The 20,006-nt window shown below is 65.0% G+C and carries 16 protein-coding genes; 6 read left to right on the top strand and 10 right to left on the bottom strand.

Annotated features, from left to right (window positions below; genetic code table 11):
* Positions 1-168: 168 nt before the first annotated feature.
* The 4 genes from puuE (at position 169) to B6V75_RS17065 (ending at position 4,186) form a co-directional block, all read left to right on the top strand.
* Positions 169-1,584: an allantoinase PuuE gene (puuE, locus tag B6V75_RS17080; protein WP_088720472.1), complete on the top strand. Its 1,416-nt coding sequence runs from the start codon at positions 169-171 to the stop codon at positions 1,582-1,584.
* A complete protein-coding gene (locus tag B6V75_RS17075) occupies positions 1,584-2,417 on the top strand; it encodes a bifunctional allantoicase/(S)-ureidoglycine aminohydrolase (RefSeq protein ID WP_075775756.1) in 834 nt (277 codons plus the stop codon). The genes puuE and B6V75_RS17075 overlap by 1 nt, the downstream gene beginning before the upstream one ends.
* A gap of 76 nt (positions 2,418-2,493) precedes the next feature.
* Complete coding sequence (locus B6V75_RS17070) at positions 2,494-2,982, top strand: ureidoglycolate lyase (protein WP_088720471.1); 489 nt, start codon at positions 2,494-2,496, stop codon at positions 2,980-2,982.
* Between the two features lie 76 nt (positions 2,983-3,058).
* Positions 3,059-4,186 (top strand): zinc-dependent alcohol dehydrogenase family protein, encoded by a 1,128-nt coding sequence (locus tag B6V75_RS17065; RefSeq protein WP_075775758.1) that lies wholly within the window; start codon positions 3,059-3,061, stop codon positions 4,184-4,186.
* Here B6V75_RS17065 and B6V75_RS17060 read toward each other — a convergent pair.
* Positions 4,183-5,073, bottom strand: coding sequence for a LysR substrate-binding domain-containing protein (locus B6V75_RS17060; protein WP_075775759.1), 891 nt, complete (start codon positions 5,071-5,073; stop codon positions 4,183-4,185). The two genes, B6V75_RS17065 and B6V75_RS17060, sit on opposite strands and share 4 nt — an antisense overlap.
* A gap of 133 nt (positions 5,074-5,206) precedes the next feature.
* Here B6V75_RS17060 and B6V75_RS17055 point away from each other — a divergent pair, with 133 nt between their 5' ends.
* Together B6V75_RS17055 and B6V75_RS17050 are read left to right on the top strand one after the other, a co-directional pair.
* Positions 5,207-6,427 (top strand): acyl-CoA dehydrogenase, encoded by a 1,221-nt coding sequence (locus tag B6V75_RS17055; RefSeq protein WP_088720470.1) that lies wholly within the window; start codon positions 5,207-5,209, stop codon positions 6,425-6,427.
* Positions 6,427-7,542, top strand: a complete 1,116-nt coding sequence (locus tag B6V75_RS17050; protein WP_088720469.1) for a CaiB/BaiF CoA-transferase family protein — start codon at positions 6,427-6,429, stop codon at positions 7,540-7,542. The genes B6V75_RS17055 and B6V75_RS17050 overlap by 1 nt, the downstream gene beginning before the upstream one ends.
* A 132-nt stretch (positions 7,543-7,674) precedes the next feature.
* On the opposite strand, the gene B6V75_RS17045 is transcribed toward B6V75_RS17050, so the two are convergent.
* From B6V75_RS17045 to B6V75_RS17010, 9 genes are all read right to left on the bottom strand, one after another.
* Positions 7,675-8,265 (bottom strand): DUF1007 family protein, encoded by a 591-nt coding sequence (locus B6V75_RS17045; protein ID WP_168174505.1) that lies wholly within the window; start codon positions 8,263-8,265, stop codon positions 7,675-7,677.
* Positions 8,262-9,062 (bottom strand): hypothetical protein, encoded by an 801-nt coding sequence (locus B6V75_RS18750; protein WP_168174504.1) that lies wholly within the window; start codon positions 9,060-9,062, stop codon positions 8,262-8,264. The genes B6V75_RS17045 and B6V75_RS18750 overlap by 4 nt, the downstream gene beginning before the upstream one ends.
* Positions 9,052-9,699: a HupE/UreJ family protein gene (locus B6V75_RS17040; protein ID WP_088720467.1), complete on the bottom strand. Its 648-nt coding sequence runs from the start codon at positions 9,697-9,699 to the stop codon at positions 9,052-9,054. Before B6V75_RS17040 ends, B6V75_RS18750 begins: the two co-directional genes overlap by 11 nt.
* A 114-nt stretch (positions 9,700-9,813) precedes the next feature.
* Positions 9,814-11,721: a ferrous iron transporter B gene (locus B6V75_RS17035; protein WP_088720466.1), complete on the bottom strand. Its 1,908-nt coding sequence runs from the start codon at positions 11,719-11,721 to the stop codon at positions 9,814-9,816.
* Positions 11,718-12,005: a FeoA family protein gene (locus B6V75_RS17030; protein WP_075775765.1), complete on the bottom strand. Its 288-nt coding sequence runs from the start codon at positions 12,003-12,005 to the stop codon at positions 11,718-11,720. The genes B6V75_RS17035 and B6V75_RS17030 overlap by 4 nt, the downstream gene beginning before the upstream one ends.
* A gap of 244 nt (positions 12,006-12,249) precedes the next feature.
* The gene (locus B6V75_RS17025; RefSeq protein ID WP_088720465.1) at positions 12,250-13,602 is read right to left on the bottom strand and encodes an HlyD family type I secretion periplasmic adaptor subunit; all 1,353 of its coding nucleotides are present in this window, start codon (positions 13,600-13,602) and stop codon (positions 12,250-12,252) included.
* Positions 13,599-15,674 (bottom strand): type I secretion system permease/ATPase, encoded by a 2,076-nt coding sequence (locus B6V75_RS17020; RefSeq protein ID WP_088720464.1) that lies wholly within the window; start codon positions 15,672-15,674, stop codon positions 13,599-13,601. Before B6V75_RS17020 ends, B6V75_RS17025 begins: the two co-directional genes overlap by 4 nt.
* Before the next feature lie 36 nt (positions 15,675-15,710).
* Complete coding sequence (locus B6V75_RS17015) at positions 15,711-18,011, bottom strand: hypothetical protein (protein ID WP_088720463.1); 2,301 nt, start codon at positions 18,009-18,011, stop codon at positions 15,711-15,713.
* A gap of 177 nt (positions 18,012-18,188) precedes the next feature.
* Positions 18,189-19,565, bottom strand: a complete 1,377-nt coding sequence (locus B6V75_RS17010; RefSeq protein ID WP_088720462.1) for a hypothetical protein — start codon at positions 19,563-19,565, stop codon at positions 18,189-18,191.
* Between the last annotated feature and the right edge of the window lie 441 nt (positions 19,566-20,006).

Below are 20,006 nucleotides of genomic sequence, written 5' to 3'. Positions count from 1 at the left end.
CCCGCAGATGGACGAGGCCACACGCGAAGCCCGCTACGCCGCGTGGAAAAAGGCGGTCGAGGCTACCATCGCGGCGGTCTGACCTGCGGCGATGGGTCAGCCCCCCTTTCCCTTTGGCGTATTTTGCTCTTTCTTGTCCCGGTTCGACCCGAAGACAGGAGCCATTCGATGACCCGCTACCCTCGCGACCTGCGCGGCTACGGCCGCACGCCCCCAGATCCGCAATGGCCGGGAAAGGCGCGCGTAGCGATCTCGATGGTGCTCAACTTCGAGGAGGGCGGCGAGAACAATATCCTGCACGGCGATGCGGCGTCGGAGGCGTTCCTGTCCGATATCGCAGGCGCCGCGCAATGGCCCGGCCAGCGACACTGGAACATGGAGTCGATCTACGAATACGGTGCGCGCGCAGGCTTCTGGCGGCTGCACCGGTTGTTCACCAGGCTGAACGTACCACTCACGATCTACGGGGTCGCGACCGCGCTGGCGCGCGCGCCGGAACAGGTCGCTGCGATGAAGGAAGCGGGCTGGGAGATCGCCTCGCACGGCCTGAAATGGGTCGAGCACAAAGATATGGCGGAAGACGAAGAACGCCGCCAGATCGCCGAGGCTATCCGCCTGCATACCGAGGTCGTCGGAGAGCGTCCGCGCGGATGGTATACCGGGCGCTGCTCGGCCAACACGGTGCGGCTGACCGCAGAAGAGGGTGGCTTCGACTGGATCTCCGACACTTATGACGACGACCTGCCCTATTGGCTGGAAGTGGGCGCGCGGGACCAACTCGTGATCCCCTACACGTTGGAAGCCAACGATATGCGCTTTGCCACGGCGCCCGGCTATATCGAGGGCGAGCAGTTCTTCCAATACCTCAAGGACAGTTTCGACACGCTCTATGCCGAAGGGATGGACGGCGCGCCGAAGATGTTCTCGGTGGGCCTGCATAACCGCCTGATCGGGCGACCGGGAAAAGTTGCGGGGCTGAAGCGCTTCCTCGATTACGCGCTGTCGCATGAGGGCGTCTGGTTCGCGACCCGTGGAGAGATCGCCGCGCATTGGGCCGCGACCCACCCCCACACGCGCCGCGAACGCCCGAGCCAGATGAACCGGGACCGTTTCGTCGAAGTCTTCGGCGGCATATACGAACATTCGCCCTGGATCGCCGAGCGGGCCTTCGAGCTGGAGCTGGGCCCGGCCCATGACAGCCATGAAGGGGTGGCCTCGGCGCTTGTCCGCATCTTCCGCTCGGCTTCGGAGGCGGAGCGTCTCGGCGTGCTGACCGCGCACCCGGATCTCGCGGGAAAACTCGCCCAAGCCAAACGTCTAACCGCAGAAAGCACCTCGGAACAGGCGAGCGCCGGGCTCGACGCGCTGACCGACGAGGAACGCGCCACGTTCGAGGCGCTCAACGCCGCCTATACCGAAAAATTCGGTTTCCCCTTCATCATCGCCGTAAAAGACAATACCAAGGCGTCAATCCTCCACGCCTTCCGCCGCCGGCTTGACCAGGGCCGCGAGACGGAATTCCGTGAGGCCTGCAAACAGGTCGAGCGGATCGCGTGGCATCGCCTGAACGCCATGGACCTTTGATGGAATACACCTATTACGCCCCGACGGGCGGTTTGCCCGATCAGAACCAGCGCGCCCGCGAGCGCGCGCAATTCAACACCTCCTACGCCGTGATCCCGCGCGGTGTGCTCTCCGACATCACCATCTCGCTGATGCCGGGCTGGGAAAACACCCGCGCCTGGGTGCTCGCGCGGCCGCTGTCGGGCTTTGCCGAGACCTTCGCGCAGCTGATCGTCGAAGTCGCGCCGGGCGGCGGTTCGGACAATCCCGAACCCGATCCCGAGGGCCAGGGCGTGATCTTCGTGCTCGCTGGCCACATCCGCCTCGTGATCGAAGGCGTCGGCCACGAACTGGACGCCGGCGGCTACGCCTATCTCGCGCCGGGCACGCAATGGTCGGTCGCGAACGATCAGGACACGCCCGGCACCTTCGTCTGGATCCGAAAACGCTACGAGCGTGTGCCCGGCATCGACGCGCCGGAAAGCTTCGTCACCGCCGATCAGGACAAGCCGCCGCTCGAGATGCCCAACACCTCGGGCTACTGGTCGACCTCGCGCTTCGTCGATCCGAACGATCTGCGCCACGACATGCATGTCAATATCGTGACCTTCATGCCGGGCGGCACCATCCCCTTCGCGGAAACCCACGTCATGGAGCACGGCATCTACGTGCTGCAGGGCCGCGGAGTCTACCTGCTGAACCAGGACTGGATCGAGGTCGAGGAGGGCGACTTCATGTGGCTGCGGAGCTTCTGCCCGCAGGCCTGCTACGCCGCCGGTCGCCGTCCGTTCCGCTACCTGCTCTACAAGGACGTGAACCGCCACCCGAAGCTCGGCTCGCCCATCTCGAGCTGACCCTTTCGGCTTGGTCGAAATATCCCGGGGGTGAGGGGGCAGCGCCCCCTTTCTTCCGCCCGAACCCGGAGGCGCCATGCAGATCAAGGCCGAACCGCTGACACCCGAGGCGTTTGCCCCGTTCGGGGATGTGCTCGAGGCGTCCGGCGCGCCCGACAAGATCATCAATGCCGGGCTCTGTGGGCGCTACCATGATCGCGCACAGCTTGATTTCGGGGCGGTGTCCGGCGGGCGCGCCGGACTCTCGATCTTCAAGGCGGAGCCGCGAACGCTGCCCTATCTTTGTGACCTGCTGGAGCGGCACCCCGAAGGCTCGCAGGCATTCCTCCCGATGAGCGCGGACCCGTTCCTCGTGATCGTGGCACCGGACGCAGGCGGCAAGCCCGGCACGCCGCGTGCTTTCCTGACCGACGGCGCGCAGGGCATCAACCTCCATCGCGGGACGTGGCACGGTGTACTGACGCCGCTCGCAGCGCCCGGTCTCTTCGCCGTGGTGGACCGGATTGGCGAAACCGCGAACCTCGAAGAACATCCGCTGGACGCTCCCTTCACCGTCACCGTGTGACGCATCGTCAAAGAGGCATGGACACTTCCGCCGATCTTTCCCAATCTGCGCCAAATCGATTTGGGGAGGAGCAAGAATGAAAACGCGGATCGCACTTTTGCGCGAGATGGGCAAGGCGCGCCCCTATACCGACAGCCAGCCGCTGGAGATCGTCGAGGCAGAGCTGGACGATCCCGGCCCGGGCGAGTTGCTGATCAAGATGTCCGCGGCGGGTCTGTGCCACTCGGACCTGTCCGTCATCAACGGCGACCGCCCGCGCGACATGCCTGTGGCGCTGGGTCACGAGGCGGCGGGCGTTGTCGAGGCCGTCGGTCCCCATGTCACGCGCTTCGCGCCCGGCGATCACGTGGTCCTCGTCTTCGCGCCGTCCTGTGGCCATTGCGTGCCCTGCGCCGAGGGGCGGCCCGCGCTTTGCGAGCCGGCCGCGGTTGCCGCGGGTAAGGGTAGCCTGATCACCGGATCGAAACGCATCTCGGTCGCGGGCGAGCATGTGAACCACCATATCGGCGTGTCGGCCTTCTCGGATTACGCAGTCGTCTCCGAGGCGTCCTGCGTGAAGATCGACAAATCGATCCCCCTCGACCAAGCCGCGCTGCTGGGCTGCGCGGTGCTGACCGGCGTCGGCGCGGTGCTGAATTCGGGCGGGCTGAAGACCGGGCAAAGCTGCGCGATCATCGGCCTTGGCGGCGTCGGCCTCGCGGGGCTTCTTGGCGCGGTCGCGGCAGGCGCGCGCACACTGGTCGCGGTCGATCTGGCCAAGGACAAACGCGACCTCGCTCTCAAGCTTGGCGCGACCCATGCCATCGACCCGACCGAGGAAGGCGCGGTGCAGAAACTGCGCGACCTTACCGGCGGCGGCGTCGATCTCGCGGTGGAGCTGGCTGGCGCGGCTCCGGCGCTGCAATTCGCCTATGCCATCACCCGGCGTGGCGGCACGACCGTCACGGCGGGCCTGCCGAACCCGAAGGCGGAGTTCACGATCCCGGCCGTGTCGCTGACGGCGAACGAACATGCGCTGAAGGGGTCCTACATGGGCTCCTGCGTGCCGGTCCGCGACATCCCGCGTTTCGCGCAGATGATGGTGCAAGGGCAACTGCCGATCCCGGACCTGATGACCCATCGCCTAAAGCTCGAAGACATCAACGAAGGTTTCGAGCGGCTCGCCGCGGGAGAGGCGATCCGGCAGGTCATCGTCTTCGACTAAGCGCCGATCTCGGCCCGCAACCAATCGCGGAAGGCGCTGACATGCGGCGCCTCCCGCGCGCGCTCGGGCAGGATCAGCGCGTAATTCTCACCGGTGGCAAACCGGCGCGGCGTCGCCTGCACCAGCCGCCCCGAGGCCAGCGCCCCTTGCGCGATGATCGCGGGCACCAGCCCCAGCCCCATGCCCGCGCTCGCCGCATCGAGGATCATGTCGAAATGATCGAACCGCGCGCCCCGGAGTATATGCCGCGCGTCGCGCCCGCTCTCGCGGAACCAGTCGAGCCAGAGCGTCGGGCGCGTCGACTGCTGCAAGAGGGGCAGCGCCAGCAGCGCGTCGTCCTCCAATTCCGCGCGCCCCGTCATCAGGTGCGGCGCGGCCACGACGATCAATTCCTCCGCAACGAGATTTTCGACCTCGGCCCCCGCCTGTTCATGCCTGGAGCGCATGATTGCCAGGTCGAATGGCTCCCGCGCGAAATCCACCGGCAGCAGTCGCGCGCTGAGATCGAGGCTCACCTCCGGCTGCGCGGCCTCGAACCCGGCCAATCGCGGGATCAGCCACGACCGCGCAAAGCTCGGCAGCACGGCCATGCGCAGCACCGCGCGCGCGCCGCCGAAGGCCATTGCCCCCATCGCGGCCCGGTCGATCTGACCAAGGATTTCTTCTGCCTGCGCAAGGAAAACATGACCTGCCGGCGACAGAGACAGCCGCTTGCGCACCCGGTCGAACAGCGCCACGCCCAGCCGTTCCTCCAACGTCCCGAGCGAGCGCGACACCGCCGATTGCGTCAGGTTCAACTCCGCTGCCGCCCGCGTCGTCGTGCCGAAGCGCGCGCAGGCTGCGAAGGCCTGCAGCTCGTTGATCGTAGGAGTGTAGCTTTTGCGCATGGTCGCGAGGGTGCTCCGCTGTGTCTTGCCGGATCATGCGCAAAACTCATCATCTTCGCAAATTTAATCGTTTGCGCCACGCGGCTCGATGCCTAGAGTTCGACGCAACGCAAGACAGATCTCGAGGACCGCCATGACCGACCGCCCTACGCTCAAAGCCAAGGATGCCCCCGATCTGGGCAAGTTCACCTGGGACGACGCGCTGCGTCTGGAAACCCAGCTGAGCGAAGAGGAGCGGATGCTGCGCGATGCGGCCCGCGCCTATGCGCAGGACAAGCTGCAACCGCGCGTGATCGAGGCCTTCGAGAACGAGACCACCGACCCCGCGATCTTCCGCGAGATGGGTGAGATGGGCCTCTTGGGCGCGACCATCCCCGAGGAATATGACGGGATCGGCGCGGGCTACGTGTCCTACGGCCTGATCGCGCGCGAGATCGAGCGCGTCGATAGCGGCTACCGCTCGATGATGTCGGTGCAGTCGAGCCTCGTGATGTATCCGATCTACGCCTATGGCTCGGAGGAGCAGCGCCAGAAATACCTGCCGAAATTGGCCTCGGGCGAGTGGATCGGCTGTTTCGGCCTGACCGAACCCGATGCGGGTTCAGACCCGGCGGGCATGAAGACCCGCGCCGAGAAAACCGAGGGCGGCTACCGCCTCACCGGCTCGAAAATGTGGATCACCAACTCGCCGATCGCCGATGTCTTTGTCGTCTGGGCGAAGTCCGAGGCCCATGGCGGCAAGATCCGCGGCTTCGTGCTGGAGAAGGGCATGAAGGGGCTGAGCGCGCCGAAGGTCGGGCAGAAACTGTCGCTCCGCGCGTCGATCACCGGCGAGATCGTCATGGACGGCGTCGAGGTCGGGGAAGACGCGCTGCTGCCGCATGTCGAGGGGCTGAAAGGTCCGTTCGGCTGCCTCAACCGTGCGCGCTACGGTATCGCCTGGGGCGTGATGGGCTCGGCCGAGTTCTGCTGGCACGCCGCGCGCCAATACGGCCTCGATCGCAAACAGTTCAACAAGCCTCTCGCGCAGACGCAGCTGTTCCAGAAGAAGCTCGCAGACATGCAGACCGAAATCACGCTGGGCCTGCACGCCGCGCTGCAGGTGGGCCGCCTGATGGACGCAGCCGATGCCGCCCCCGAGATGATCTCGCTCATCAAGCGCAACAATTGCGGCAAGGCGCTGGATATCGCGCGGATGGCCCGCGACATGCATGGCGGCAACGGCATTTCGGGCGAGTTTCAGGTGATCCGCCACATGGTCAACCTCGAGACGGTGAACACCTACGAGGGCACCCATGACGTGCACGCGCTGATCCTGGGTCGTGCGCAGACGGGCCTGCAGGCCTTCTTCTGATGGCCCCGCTGGAAGGTGTGAAAATCGTCGAACTGGCGCGGATTCTGGCCGGTCCCTGGGCCGGTCAGGTGCTGGCCGATCTTGGCGCGGAAGTGATCAAGGTCGAAGCGCCCGAGGGCGACGATACCCGCCGCTGGGGCCCGCCCTTCATCGCGCGCGAAGGCGACGGGCCGGAGGGTCGATCGGCTGCCTATTTCCACGCCACCAACCGCGGGAAGATTTCGGTCGTGGCTGATTTCCGTACCGAAGAAGGCCAGAAGATCGTGCGCGATCTGGTCAAGGACGCGGATGTGGTGATCGAGAACTTCAAACTCGGTGGGCTGAAGAAATACGGCCTCGATTACGAGAGCCTTTCCGCGATCAATCCGCGTCTCGTCTATTGCTCGATCACCGGTTTCGGGCAGGACGGCCCTTACGCGAGCCGCGCGGGCTATGACTTCCTGATCCAGGGCATGGCTGGCTGGATGGACCTGACCGGCGACCCGCAAGGCCAGCCGCAAAAGGTGGGCGTGGCCTTCGCGGACATCTTCACCGGGCTTTACGCGGTGATCGGCATACAGGCGGCGCTGGCCGCACGGGCGCGCACCGGGCGAGGGCAGTTGGTCGATATGGCGCTTCTGGATTGCGCGGTGGGCGTGCTCGCCAATCAAGGGATGAACTTTCTCGCCACAGGCAATGCGCCGCATCGCTTAGGCAACGCGCATCCCAATATCGCGCCCTATGAGGTTGTCAGCGCCAAGGATGGCGATCTGATCCTCGCAGTCGGCAATGACGGGCAGTTCCGGCGGCTTTGCGAGGTTCTGGCCCTCGACCTCGCAGCCAATCCTGACTTCGCCACGAACGAGGCGCGCGTCGCCAATCGTGAGGCCATGCGCGCGGCCATCTTCCCTGCGCTTGCGGAATGGCCGCGTGCCGAGCTGCTCGCGGCGCTCGAAAAGGCGACCGTTCCCGCGGGCCCGATCAACTCCGTCGATCAGGTCTTCGCCGATCCGCAGGTGGAGGCGCGCGGAATGCGGGTCGAGGCCGAGGGTATCCCCGGCATCCGCACGCCGATCCGTTTTTCGGACACGCCCTTGGCGGAACCAAAACCTGCTCCGAAATTAAAGGCCGACTAGCCTCTTCCTCTTGGTGGAAATATCCCGGGGGGTGAGGCGGGATCAGCGGCCTTCCAGTGGAAGGACGGCCCCGCCGAACGCCCGAAGCGCAAGCGAAGGGCCATCAGCGCGGGGGCAGCGCCCCCTCCAAGTTCACCCCTTACAAGCCAGCGTCAGCGCAATCGGGATATTGTCCGGCCCGCCATGCACATCCGGCTGATTGAACGAGACGTTCGGCACGCAGGTCGCGCCGTCGGCCAAGCCGCGGATCACCACCGGGTCCGATTTCACCGGCACCAGTCCAGTCAGGTTCTCGGGGTCATACATCTCGATGCGCAGGTCGTTCGGGTCTTCGGGCTGGGCGAGGGCGAGCGCGAAGGCCATCGTGACGGCCCCATCCTTCACCGTCGCCTGAAAGCCGTAGATCTGGGGATCGGGCAGTTGCTGGGTCCCTTTCCAGAACCGGGTGTAGAAGAACGAGCCCTCCGAATTCTGCTTCGCCGCGTCTTGCAGCGGCGCCAGCTCGTCTCCGGTGAAGGCCCCGTCGCCATTTTTGTCGAAACTCTGGATCAGCCAGTCGGACACGGTCGGATCGAAGGTCCAACTCTCGCCAATATGGGTGACTTTGCCGCTCTCCATGCCGACAAGCAGACGGATCAGGATTTCGTCTTCCGGGTGGGCGCTCGCGAGCCCCGGCAGCAGCCCGATCAGACCGGCGAGGGTGAGAACGGTGCTGCGGATCATGGTTGGAAATCCGGTTTCTTGCTGCCGGGCGGGGCGGCGGGCGGCGGCGCGCCGAAGCTGGGGAAAGCATCGGCCTCGGGCACTGCGGTTTCTGCCGCGGGCGCGTTCTCCGAGGCGGCGGTCGAAGGATCTGCATTCTTCGGCTTCAGCTTGCCGCCCATCAGTGCGACGCCTCCGTAAAGCAGTCCGATCGCGACCAGCCAGCTGCCGACGATCCGGCCTGCTATCTCGAACCATTGCGCCTGCCAGCTGCGCAGCACCAGATAGACCGCGCCGATCAGCCAGATGCCCAGGCCGATCCCGGCGAGGAAGACCCAAGACGCACCGCCATAGCTCGGGTCGGACAATTTCACCGAGAGCGCATACATCACCCCCAGAACAAGTCCCGCTGGCACGATCAGCACGGGCCGCGACCACCGCCCCAGGGCGAGCGTGGCACCGATGGCGATGGCCGAGATCGGCATGGTCAGGAAGTGATGCGTGATCGCGCCGGGGAGTTGTTGCAACGCGGCCATCAGCTCGATGCGAAAGGTGAAGCCGAGCGCGATCCCGACGGCCCAGAGCAGCGCCGCGATAAGTGCAGCGCGCCGCCCGACCAAGGCCAGCGAGATCCCGAAGCCGAATAGCGGGAACAGCCGCTCGATCGCGAGCGCGTCGCGTATCAGCCACGCCCCGGTCTCGCCGCGGTCCGCAGGCGGGATCAGCGCCAGCACGATCAAAGCGGTCAGCCCGGCCAGCACCCAGAGGTGACGCAGCCAGCTAAGGCCGGAACGGTTATGCGATACGTCAATGGCCAAAGAGGCTCAGCCCACCTTGCAGGAACCCGAGCTGAGATTGCAGGTAACCCAGTGCCAGCGCAAGGAAGCCGAGCCCGACCACAGCGATGATCGCGCCCAGCCCGCGCGAGAGCTGACCACCCCGGATCGGGTCGAGGACGAGACCCACGCCGACCCCGATCACGTGGATCATCCCGGTCGCCAGCACGAAGCCGATCGCGAAATCTGCCGGGTCGGCGGCCATCGGCAGCTCTGCCCCATGTGCGTAACCGTGGTAAAGCGCGAAGACCGAGATGATCGCGAGCGCTATCCATTCGTAGGGCTTCCACGCGGTGGCGATGGCGAGGCCGAGAACTACGATCGACAGCGCGATCCCGATCTCGATGCCGGGCAGCGGCAGGCCGAGAATGCCGATCACGCCACCTACGACCATGATCAGCGGGAAGGTCACCGGCAATTGCCAGACCTGACGTCCACCCATCTGCGCGCCCCAGAGGCCCACCGCGAACATCGCGAGGAAATGGTCATAGCCCGAGAGCGGATGCTCGAACCCTGCGGTGAAACCGCCCGAGCCGGTCGCGGTGATGTGGGCGGCGGCCACCTGCGGCAGCATCAGGGCGACGAGGCCCAAGAGGGCGGCAAGGCGGCGATGGATCATGCGGAGGCTCTCTGTCCCGTGACTCTCGAGCGGCATCTTCCGGATCGTCGCGCGAAACTCAAGGCGGCAAAGCGTTCACCGCGTCTCACCATCGATTGAAGGTTGCGCGAGGGCTTAGCCCGCGCCGAGGAGGGCCGAGATCTGGTAGGTTGCGAAAGCCGCGAGATAGGCCAGCGCGAACATGTAGACCACCGCGACCCACATCCACTTCGCCGAACCCGCCTCGCGCCGGATAACCGCCAGCGTGGAGATGCATTGCGGTGCGAAGATATACCATGCGAGCAACGCCAGCGCGGTGCCGAGGCTCCACTGATCGGTAAGCGTGTGGATCAGGCCGTTCTCGCCGCCCACCGCGTAGACCGTGGCTAGCCCTGCGACCGCGACTTCGCGGGCGGCCATGCCCGGCACCAGCGCCACGGCGATCTGCCAGTTGAAGCCCAAAGGCGCGAGGATCGGCGCGACGAAGTGGCCGATCATCGCGGCGAAGGAATAGTTGATCGCCGGTTGCGTAGCGCCCTCGGGGGCCATCGGGAAGGTCGACAGGAACCAGATCACCACCATCGCCCAGAAAATCACCGTGCCGGCCCGGCGCAGGAAGACCCGCGCGCGCTGGTAGAGCCCCAGCGCAATATTGCGCAGGATCGGCATCTTGTAGTCGGGCAGGTCGAGCATCAGTGGCGCCGAGCGCTCTTCACGTGCGAAGAGATGCCGCGCGACGAAGGCCACTGTGAGAACCGAGAACACGCCAGCCGCATAAAGACCGAACATGACCAGCCCCTGCAGGCTCAGCCCGCCGAGCACTTTCGTGTTGGGGATGAAGGCGGCGATGATCAGCGTGTAGACGGGAATGCGCGCCGAGCAGGTCATCAGAGGCGCAACGAGGATCGTCGTCAGCCGGTCGCGTTTATTGTCGATCACCCGCGCGGCCATGATGCCGGGGATCGCGCAGGCGAAGCTCGACAGAAGCGGGATGAAGGCCCGTCCGTTCAGCCCGGCGCGGCCCATGATCCGGTCCATCAGGAAGGCCGCCCGCGCCATGTAGCCGAAATCTTCCAGCAGCAGGATGAAGAGGAAGGTGAACAGGATCTGCGGAAGAAAGATGATGACCGAGCCGATGCCCGCGATCAAACCGTCCGAGATGAAGCTTTGCACCAGCCCTTCGGGCATCACTTGCGTCACCAGCGCGCCCAGCGAACTGAACGCCCAGTCGATCGCATCCATGAAGGGCGCGGCCCAGGAAAAGACGGCCTGAAACATCACGAAGAGGATCGCCAGCAGGATGATCGGCCCCGCGATCGGGTTCAGCACCACGCGGTCGATCTTGGCGGAAATCGTGTCCGGCTCGGGCGGGCGGATGACGTGGGTCTTCACCAGCCGTTCCGCCTCGCGCATCGAGACCCGCATGTCATGCGTACTCGGAACCGCCCAGCTAGAGGGTTGCGGGTCGTCGAGGCCGGCTTCCAGCATCGGATCCACCTTGGACCACAACTCGTCGAGCCCGCCGCGGCGGACGGCAGTGGCCGGGATCACCGGGATGCCCAGTTCCTCGCTCAGCGCGACATGGTCGATCTGCAAGCCGCGATGGCGCGCGATGTCGATCATGTTGAGGATCATCACGATCGGCAGGCCGATCTTCTTCAGTTCCGAGACCAGGCGCAGCGCGCCGCGCAGGTTGGTCGCATCGCCCACCGCGAGGATCATGTCGGGGACGCGCTCTCCCGGGCGCTGGCCCAGCAGCACGTCGCGGGTCACTTCCTCGTCCGGAGAACGGGCGCGCAAGCTATGGGTGCCGGGCAGGTCGATCAGCGCGAACTTGCGCCCCGCAGGCGTGGTCGCCACGCCGACTTTGCGCTCCACGGTCACGCCGGAATAATTGCCAACCTTCTGCGTCGCACCGGTCATCGCGTTGAACAGCGCCGTCTTGCCGCAATTCGGCGCACCGACGAGCGCGGCCTCGATCGGCTGGGCGTCGGGATCGGTCTGCGGGGCTTTGGGCTGGTTTATGGCAGGAGCCGATGTCATTCCGCGAGGATGGCCATCGCCTCGGCACGCCGCAGAGCGACGGTGGTGTCGTTCACGCGCACCGCGATAGGATCGCGACCGAACGGACCTTCGTGAAGGATGTGGACCGACGCGCCCTCGATGAAGCCAAGCTCCAGCAGGCGCAGTTCCAGCTCGTCCGCGTCATAGCCGTCCTTCCCGGCCAGCGGGCAGACAGAGACCAGAGTGCCCCGGAACCCGCGACGGCACTGGCCAAGCGGCAGTGCGCATTTGCAGGTTTCGTTCTCGATAGGGCTGGCCTTCATGAGGGCACCTCCGTGATGGGTCGCGAGTCGGTCTTCGCTTCCTATCGTCAGGAGATAGTCTGGAAATTGATCTCTGACAAATGAAGTCTGGTATTTTCCCGCCTTCGTGATCGATTATTTTACTCAGGAATTTAGAAGGAGTCTAAACTGTGGCGTAATCCCATGAATTCGCTAGGCTGAAGGAGAAAGGCGCCGCGCCCTCGAGAGCGACGCCTTCACGCCGGTTTTCCGTCGGATCGACCTCTCAATGCTCGCGGAAAGCACGGTTCATCGAATCCACCACTGGTTTCGCGATGTATTGGGCGAAGGTTCGCGACGCGGTCTGGATCATCACTTCCACCGGCATCCCGGGCATCGGCGCGAAGCCCGGGACCCGGCGCAGCTCCGAGGCGGGCAGGCGGATGCGGGCGATATAGACCTCGCGGGGATGTTCGCCCGAGCGCTCCACGATCGCGTCGGCGGAGATGTAATAGACCTCCCCAATCAGGATCGGCGTCGTGCGCTGGTTGAGCGCCGACAGCCGCACCGACGCTTCCTGTCCGACCTTGATCGCGTCGATATCGGTGCGCGCGATCATCGTCTCGATGATGAGCGGGGCTTCCGAGGGCAGGATCTCGGCGATGACCTTGCCCGCCTCGATCACGCCGCCCGCGCCGGAATAGTTCAGCCGCACCACGGTGCCGGAAACCGGGCTTTCGATCACCACGCGCTTCAGGACGGAGGTCGCCTTGCGCTCTTGCTCGCGTACGGAATCGAGTTCCGCCTGCACGGTCTCCAACTCGTCGAGCGCGGCCTGCTTGTGGGTCTCGATCGTCTGCTTGGTCTGCGCCTGGTATTTCGCGCGCATCTCCTCGCTCTCGCCGATCTCCGCCTTGAGGCGGCCGATCTGCCCTTCCGCATCGGCCAGAGCGCGAAGCAGCGCGTTCAGCTCGGTTCGCCGGATCAGCCCGCTCTCGAAGAGTTTCGCCTTGCTCTCATGGTCCTCGGCCAGCAGGTCGCGCTGGGCCTCCGCGGCAATCAGCTGCGCGCGGTAGCCTTCCGAACGGCTCTCCATCGCGGCGATGTTGCGTGCCAGCAGGTCCAACTCGCTTTGCACTTTCGCTTTCGTCACGTCAAAGGCGAGGCGTTGGGAATCCATCATCGCGGCGATTTCCACGTCGCGCCGGGCGTCCTGCAGCCATTTCGGGAAGACCAGTTCGCGCCAGCCGTCATATTCGGCCTGTATCCGGGCCTCCATCGATTCCAGTCGCGCGCGGCGCAGGAATAGCGCGCGTTCATTGGCGAGCGCCGAGGTCTCGTCGAGGCGCAGGAGCGGTTGCCCCGCGGTGACGAAATCGCCCTCGGAGACATTGATCTCTTTGATGATCCCACCTTCGAGGTGCTGGATCATCTTGTTGCGGCCCGTGGCCACGAAAGAGCCCGGCGCCATGACGGCGGCGGCGAGCGGGGCGCTGAAGGCCCAGACGCCGAAGCCGCCAAAGGCCATCGCGAAGATCGTCAACCCGACGATGACCAGCGTCTTGATGCTGCGCGGGACCTCGGTCGACCAGTCGGGGGTCTCGTGGGAGTTGAGCGGGTTGGTAAGAAGGAGTGTCATGCCGGGGCTCCTTGCATCGGGGCGGTCGCGGCGACGTTCTGCGCCGCTGCGCGTTGTTGCTGCACCTGCTGAGCCTTGGCCTGCTTGCGCCGCTCCAGCTCTGCGAGCATCTGGTCGCGCCAGCCGAACATCGCGATATTGCCGTCGTTGAGCAGCATGATCTTGTCGACCGCGCTGAGCAGCGAGGGTTTCTGCGTGACCACGACCACCGTGATCCCGTTGGCCTTGGCATGACCGAGCGCGCGCACGAGGGCCGCGTCGCCTTGCGTGTCTAGGTTCGAGTTCGGCTCGTCCAGCACCACGAACTTCGGATCGCCGAAGAAGGCGCGCGCCAGACCGATCCGCTGTTTCTGTCCGCCCGATAGCGGCGAGCCGTCGGAGCTGACGACCGTCTCGTAACCCTGCGGCAGCGAGGCGATCATCTCGTGCACATCGGCGAGCGCGGCGGCGCGATGGATCGCGGCGTCGCTCGCATCCTCCCGCATCCGGGCGATGTTCTGCTTGATGGTGCCCGGGAAGAGCTGCACGTCCTGCGGCAGGTAGCCGATGCTTTCGCCGAATTGCCGCGGGTCCCAGTTGCGGATGTCCATCAGGTCGAGCCGCACAGCTCCCGAGGTCGGCAGCACCGATCCCACCAGCATCTTGCCGAGCGTCGTCTTGCCGGCGCCCGAATTGCCGATGATCGCCAGTTGGTCGCCGGGCGCGAGCGAGAAGGTCAGCGCATTCAGCACGACATGCTTGGTGCCTTGCGGAACATAGAGGAGACGCTCGATATCGAGCCGTCCTTCCACCTTGGGCAGGCGCAGCTTGTCGTTGCGGGTCTTGGCGGAGGCCAGAAGCTGGCCGACCCGATCATAGGCGCCGCGTGCCAGCAGGAAGGAGTTCCATCCCTCGATCGCGCCTTCGATCGGCGCGAGCGCACGGCCCGCGACGATCGAGGCGGCGATCACCATGCCGCCGGTGATCTGCCCATCGAGCGCGAGATAGGCGCCCCAGCCCAGCATCCCGATCTGGGTGAACAGGCGGAACATCCGCGACGCGGAGGCGGTGAAGACGTTGCGATCCTGCGCCTCGGTCTGCGCGCGCAGGGAGGCGGCGGTATCGCGACCCCAGATCGACACGGCTTCGGGGATCATCGCCATCGCGTTGATGATCTGGCTGTTGCGCGACATCGACTCCAGGTGCAGGTTCGCCCGGGTCTGCGCGATATTGGCACGGCTGAAGCCGTCCGAAGTGATCTTCTGGTTGATCCAGGCAAACAGCATAAGGATCAATGCGGTCACGACCACGATCGTGCCGAGATGCGGGTGGATCAGGAAGACCGCAAGCACGAAGATCGGCGCGAAGGGCACGTCCAGGAAGGACAGCAGCGTGCCGGAGACAAGGAAGCTCCGCAGCGCGTTGAGATCGCCCAGAACCTGATATTCGCGCCCGTTGGAATGCAGCGAAGCCTGCGCTGCAGCCGACAGGACCGGTGCGCCGAGCCGCGCGGCCACATCCACCGCCGAGCGCATCAGTACCAGCCGACGTACCGCGTCGAGCAGCGTCTGCACGACGATCGCCCCGGCAATCACGATGGTCAGCATCACCAGCGTGTCGGTCGAGCGCGAGGTGAAGACCCGATCGGAAATCTGGAACAGGTAGATCGGCACCGCGAGGATCAGGATATTCGTGGCGCAGGTCATCAGCACGACGAAGGCCATGTTCACGCGCAGCCGCTTTTTCATGTCATGCAGCGTGCGGGTGAAATCCACCGGGCCGAGGCGCTTGTGAAAGGCTGGGGTGGAGGGTGGCGCCGGTGGGGAGCCGGAGGCATTTTGCGCGGGGACACGACCCGCCTCCTTTCGGGCGTCAGCACCACCCTCCGTCCGGGCGGCGACTGTCTCGACAGTCCCCTCCGCGCCGGTTTCGTCGGCGCGCGCTTTCGCCCCGGGACCGTCGCCCGTTGCGGTTTGCGCCTGCCGTTTGTCTGTCGGATCGGCCTGCGGCGGATCCACGTTCCGAGCCATCGCGTCATGACCATCTTGGCGGGTCGCCTGCCCCCCGGCGGCGTCGTCAGTCCTGTCTTTCATCGAAGTTCCCCTAGTGAATGAAGTTCCGCCCCTCCGTCAGGCCAGAACCGTGTGCAATGCATCGAGCGACCCGCTTCCCCCGTGGGAGCCCGGATGCACCTGGAATTCGTCATCGTCGTAAGTCGGCGCGTTCTCGATCATCCCGTCCGCGAGGAACGCCACCGCCTCCGAGGCAAGCGCCCCTTCGCTGGGGCTCGTCGGGCCGAGGGGACCGCCGCTGCCATCGTCCATCATCCCCGCCTGCCAGATCACCGCGTCGGAATAGACGCCATCGGCGGCCATGATCGTGCTGTCGACGCCCGCGACAGTCAGCGACGAGACGTTGGCGAGCGTGTTGCCGCCCGCATCGACGTCGAATTCGCCCGGACCGTCGACCGATATCAGGTCGGCATCTTCGAGAATGTTGATCTGGGTGAGGTTGTCGCGAACGATCAGGTCTCCCTCGATATAGAGTACCCGCAGTGCCATCTGGCCGCCCAAAAGCTCGTCGCCCAGCAGCCCTTCGACCGCGTCGTAGGCCGCGCCCGGCGGCATCGAATAGCCTTCGCCCGGGTTCGGATCGAGGCCGCTGTAGATCTCCGCCAGCTGGTCGAGGACGTTCTGATATTGCGGGTCCATCTCCAACTGCGTGTCGATGCCCACTTTGGTCAGATGCGCCTCATTCCACAGCAGGTTATCCTCGCTTGAGACATGGCCCACGCCGCCGTGTCCGATGCCGCCCGCGCCGCTCATCACCAGATCGTCGTCGAGCAATACGTTGATCTGCTCGAGCTGAGCGATCTCGTACATGTTGCCGCCGATCATGATCAGGTCGAACTGCGCGCCCGCTTCCAGCAGAAGCTGCAGGTTGACGGTCGAGTTGTCGCCCATCACGATCTCGGCGGAATAGGAGCCGAATTCGAAGCTCACCAGATCCCCATCGGAGACCGCGTTCACCTGCGTCATGTGGTTGTCGACAATCAGGTCACCGCGAATTTCCGTCATCGCGATCAGGCTGCCGCCGGGCGGCATCACCAGGTTAAGGAAGTTCGCGGGATTGGCCTCTTGCGTGTAGACCGCAACGTTGTGGCCTAGCGAGGCGAGCGGGTCGGCGCTGTCACCATTACCCAAGCCTTGCCCGCCCGCGCTGTTGCCTGTGCCGTGGTGGCCGAGACCGGGCTTCATATCCGCGTCGCGCAGCACGTTCACCTGCGAGATCACCGAGAGCGAGGTCACCGATCCGCCGACCGCGATCACCGGCGCATCGAGCCAGTCATGCACCACCTGTGACTGGTTCAGCAGAAGGTTGTTGCCGGTGCTGAGGCTCTGCGCGATTTCCAGTGCCATGCCCGCGGGATCGACGGGCATATCGGGGCCTTGGACCGTTCCGGCCGCCCCTTCGCCATCTCCGCCGATACCGTCGGTCTCCACCTCGATCACACCCGCGTCGAGCGGTGTATCCTCCGACTCGTCGTCCGAGGGGTCGCGTGCTTCCAGCCGAAGTTTCAATGTCTCGGGCAATTCGTCCATGAGCTGCCCGTCGAACACGACCGCGCCCGAAAACGCGGGTGGCAGGAGGGAGGCCGCCGCCTCTTCACCGTCGAGGCTTTCGCTTTGCAGCTCGGTCATGGCCTCCGGGTCGGTTACGCCCTCCTCGAGACCGTCGTCCTCTTCCGGGTCGGTCGGCGCGGCGAAGATCGTCTCGCTGCGGAACATCGCGGCCGTCACGCCGTCGGGCACGGAATCGGGATCGAGCGCGTCGATCTGCGCCATCAGCGCCTCCGCCTGGGCTTCGACGGTCATGCCGACGGGTGCGGCACTCACCGTCAGCGCATCTGCATATTCGGCCAATGCCATCAGCTTCGACGAGGTGGCCGCAGGGCCGTACTCGTCCATCAGCTCTGCCGGCATCATGAAGGGCTTGTCGTAGAGCACGTCATGATCGCTCAGCGTGTTGATCTGCGAAGTGATGTGGAGCACCGAGGAAGGTGGCGCCATTCCGAGAAACATCTGGAGCGGTACCGGAACGGGCGGAAAATCATAGGGCGGGATTGCGAGCTGGCCGGACGGCAATCCGGGCGGCGCGATGTCGCGCAGCTGGTAATCGTCGACGAAGGGAAGCCACGGCGCCTCGGACGGAGGCACCAGCGGGAGCTTCAGCTGCAGCGACGGATCGAAATCCTCGAGCAGGTAATCCGAATTGACGCTGACATTGACGGAGAGCAGATCCCCCGGCGTGGGCGCGGAAGCCTGCAGCGCGCGAAAGGCGTCGTATTCCTGTCGGGCGACATTGGTCTCGGTCGTCTGATTGAAGGCACCGATGAAATGGGCGATGATTTCGGTCTGCCGGTCAAGCATCTTCCTTCCCCCCTTCATGACGCTGAAAACCCGCGCTTGGATGCGGGGCGTCAGACTGTCGGTTCATCGCATCCGGCGGGGTGAACTCCGCCGCGGGCAAGGTCCGGGCGTGATGCGATGCGAAACGGCCCGAACGGAATGCGGCGCGCCTCTCGTGGAGGCACGCCGCTTGTTTGCTTACGATGCGTCGTCGTCGCCGATATAGGAGGACGACAGGTTGCCGCCGACCACGGTGGTATCCACGGCATTGCCGAGGATGTTGGCGCCCATCACGATCGACTGGTTGAACGCGGTGGTGTCGATGGCCGCGCTCGCATCGGCATAGGACTGGCCGGTGACGATACCATCGTCGCCATTGCCCGACCCCCAATTGCCGAGGCTGCCGCCATTGCCGCCGCCGCCTGCGGTGACGTCGCCGCCACCGTTACCGCCGCCGGCATAGCCGCCGGTCGCCCAGGAGCCGCCGCCCGAGGCTTGCGAACCGGTCGAAGACCATCCGTAACCGTCGCCGCCGGCGCCGCCGTTTCCGCCGTCACCGGTGCCGGAGCCAGTACCAGTACCGGTCGCCCGTGCATCAGCCATTGCCTGGCCGGAATCGGTCGCGCTTGCATTGCCACCGTCGCCGCCCATCTGCGGATGGTGATGCTTCATCATCATCGGCATGCCGCCGCCGCCGTCGCCGGCGTTTGCGATTGCGCCGCCTTCGTCCGCTCCAGCACCCGCCATGCCGCCGCCCATGCCGAGGCCCATACCGAAGCCGTCGCCACCGTCGCCGCCATCGTCGCCTTCACCCTCGGTTTCCGAGGCTGCGAGCGAAACGCCGCCGCCCGAGAGGGCGATACCGCCACCCGCGAGCGCCATGCCGCCCGACGAACCGACATCCTCGGCGCCGTTGCCGCCTTCGGAGGATGCGTCGATCCCGTCATCGGAATGCGCCGAATTGTCCTTGATCACGGCGTCGACCTGGAAATTCGCGTCGTTGGAGACTTTGGGATCATTGAGCGTGTCGTTGTCGGTGAGCGTGTTGGCCTGCGTGTTGACCATCATCACGTCATTGCCCATGCCGTTGAGCATGTCGCTGAGGTTGATGTCGTCGCCCGGATCGTAGTCGTAGGTATAGGTCATATCGCCATCGGCAAAGACCATGTCGCCCACGCTCGAGTCGTCGATATCCGCGAAGTCGTTGTCTTCGCCGAAGATGCCCTCATCCGGGAAATCGATCGTGATGTCGTTGCTGTTGACCGCTTTCGAGTTTGACGTCGTGTCGGTATCGACACGGTTGTGGTTCGTGTCGTCGAGGCGGTTGGTGTTGGTCGCGTCGCCGCCTTCACCATAGGCACGCGCCGCCGAGGAAGCATCCGCATCGGCATTCGCACGCGAGTCTGCATCGGCATTCGCACGCGAATCCGAATCCGAAACCGCTTTCTGATGCTGCTGTTGCTGCTGCGGATCGGGCGTCGAGTGATTATCCGACGAGTCCGAGTCGTGATCGTCGTCGTTCTCCATGTGGTTCTTCCAGTCGCCTTGGACCCAATTGTGCCGATTGTTCGCCATTTCATTTCTCCCAGTTGATCGGTCCGGGATCCGTCACTCTGTCTAAAACGGATATGGTTCGGACCATTGCTATGCAGGGCTTTTGCCCCGATGAATGTCCGCTTCCCCAACCGCTCGGCACCCCGGTCCCGATCCCCGAATCGAGCGATTCGCAGGTGGGTCACCCTTTCCGGGCGGAATGTGGAAACAGACGAGTCACAGCCCCCAGCTGCGACACCAACATCCTGCGCCCCGTGATCCGGTGGACCTAGCTAGCAAATGGGTCTAGCCGGCCGGTGCACCGTTTTAACCGGCTGAAAATCAACCGTTTCCCCATGCGCTCCGCGCTGTGGCCTGCGGAATCCCGGACCATCGGAGAAATTTTCACGAAGTTGTCGCAGATGCCCAAAGCTGGACAAGGTTTAGTGGTGACTCGATCACGACCTACCATTTGTGACGCGT

Origin of the sequence: Thioclava sp. F1Mire-8 (assembly GCF_002213165.1) — a bacterium.
Classification (GTDB): Bacteria; Pseudomonadota; Alphaproteobacteria; order Rhodobacterales; family Rhodobacteraceae; genus Thioclava; species Thioclava nitratireducens.
This window is presented reverse-complemented; position numbering and strand designations above follow the sequence as displayed.

Excerpts from the sequence above, each read along its gene's own strand:
- puuE (WP_088720472.1), top strand. The coding sequence starts at position 169 with ATGACCCGCTACCCTCGCGACCTGCGCGGCTACGGCCGCACGCCCCCA.
- B6V75_RS17075 (WP_075775756.1), top strand. The coding sequence starts at position 1,584 with ATGGAATACACCTATTACGCCCCGACGGGCGGTTTGCCCGATCAGAAC.
- B6V75_RS17070 (WP_088720471.1), top strand. The coding sequence starts at position 2,494 with ATGCAGATCAAGGCCGAACCGCTGACACCCGAGGCGTTTGCCCCGTTC.
- B6V75_RS17065 (WP_075775758.1), top strand. The coding sequence starts at position 3,059 with ATGAAAACGCGGATCGCACTTTTGCGCGAGATGGGCAAGGCGCGCCCC.
- B6V75_RS17060 (WP_075775759.1), bottom strand. The coding sequence starts at position 5,073 with ATGCGCAAAAGCTACACTCCTACGATCAACGAGCTGCAGGCCTTCGCA.
- B6V75_RS17055 (WP_088720470.1), top strand. The coding sequence starts at position 5,207 with ATGACCGACCGCCCTACGCTCAAAGCCAAGGATGCCCCCGATCTGGGC.
- B6V75_RS17050 (WP_088720469.1), top strand. The coding sequence starts at position 6,427 with ATGGCCCCGCTGGAAGGTGTGAAAATCGTCGAACTGGCGCGGATTCTG.
- B6V75_RS17045 (WP_168174505.1), bottom strand. The coding sequence starts at position 8,265 with ATGATCCGCAGCACCGTTCTCACCCTCGCCGGTCTGATCGGGCTGCTG.
- B6V75_RS17040 (WP_088720467.1), bottom strand. The coding sequence starts at position 9,699 with ATGATCCATCGCCGCCTTGCCGCCCTCTTGGGCCTCGTCGCCCTGATG.
- B6V75_RS17035 (WP_088720466.1), bottom strand. The coding sequence starts at position 11,721 with ATGACATCGGCTCCTGCCATAAACCAGCCCAAAGCCCCGCAGACCGAT.
- B6V75_RS17030 (WP_075775765.1), bottom strand. The coding sequence starts at position 12,005 with ATGAAGGCCAGCCCTATCGAGAACGAAACCTGCAAATGCGCACTGCCG.
- B6V75_RS17025 (WP_088720465.1), bottom strand. The coding sequence starts at position 13,602 with ATGACACTCCTTCTTACCAACCCGCTCAACTCCCACGAGACCCCCGAC.
- B6V75_RS17020 (WP_088720464.1), bottom strand. The coding sequence starts at position 15,674 with ATGAAAGACAGGACTGACGACGCCGCCGGGGGGCAGGCGACCCGCCAA.
- B6V75_RS17015 (WP_088720463.1), bottom strand. The coding sequence starts at position 18,011 with ATGCTTGACCGGCAGACCGAAATCATCGCCCATTTCATCGGTGCCTTC.
- B6V75_RS17010 (WP_088720462.1), bottom strand. The coding sequence starts at position 19,565 with ATGGCGAACAATCGGCACAATTGGGTCCAAGGCGACTGGAAGAACCAC.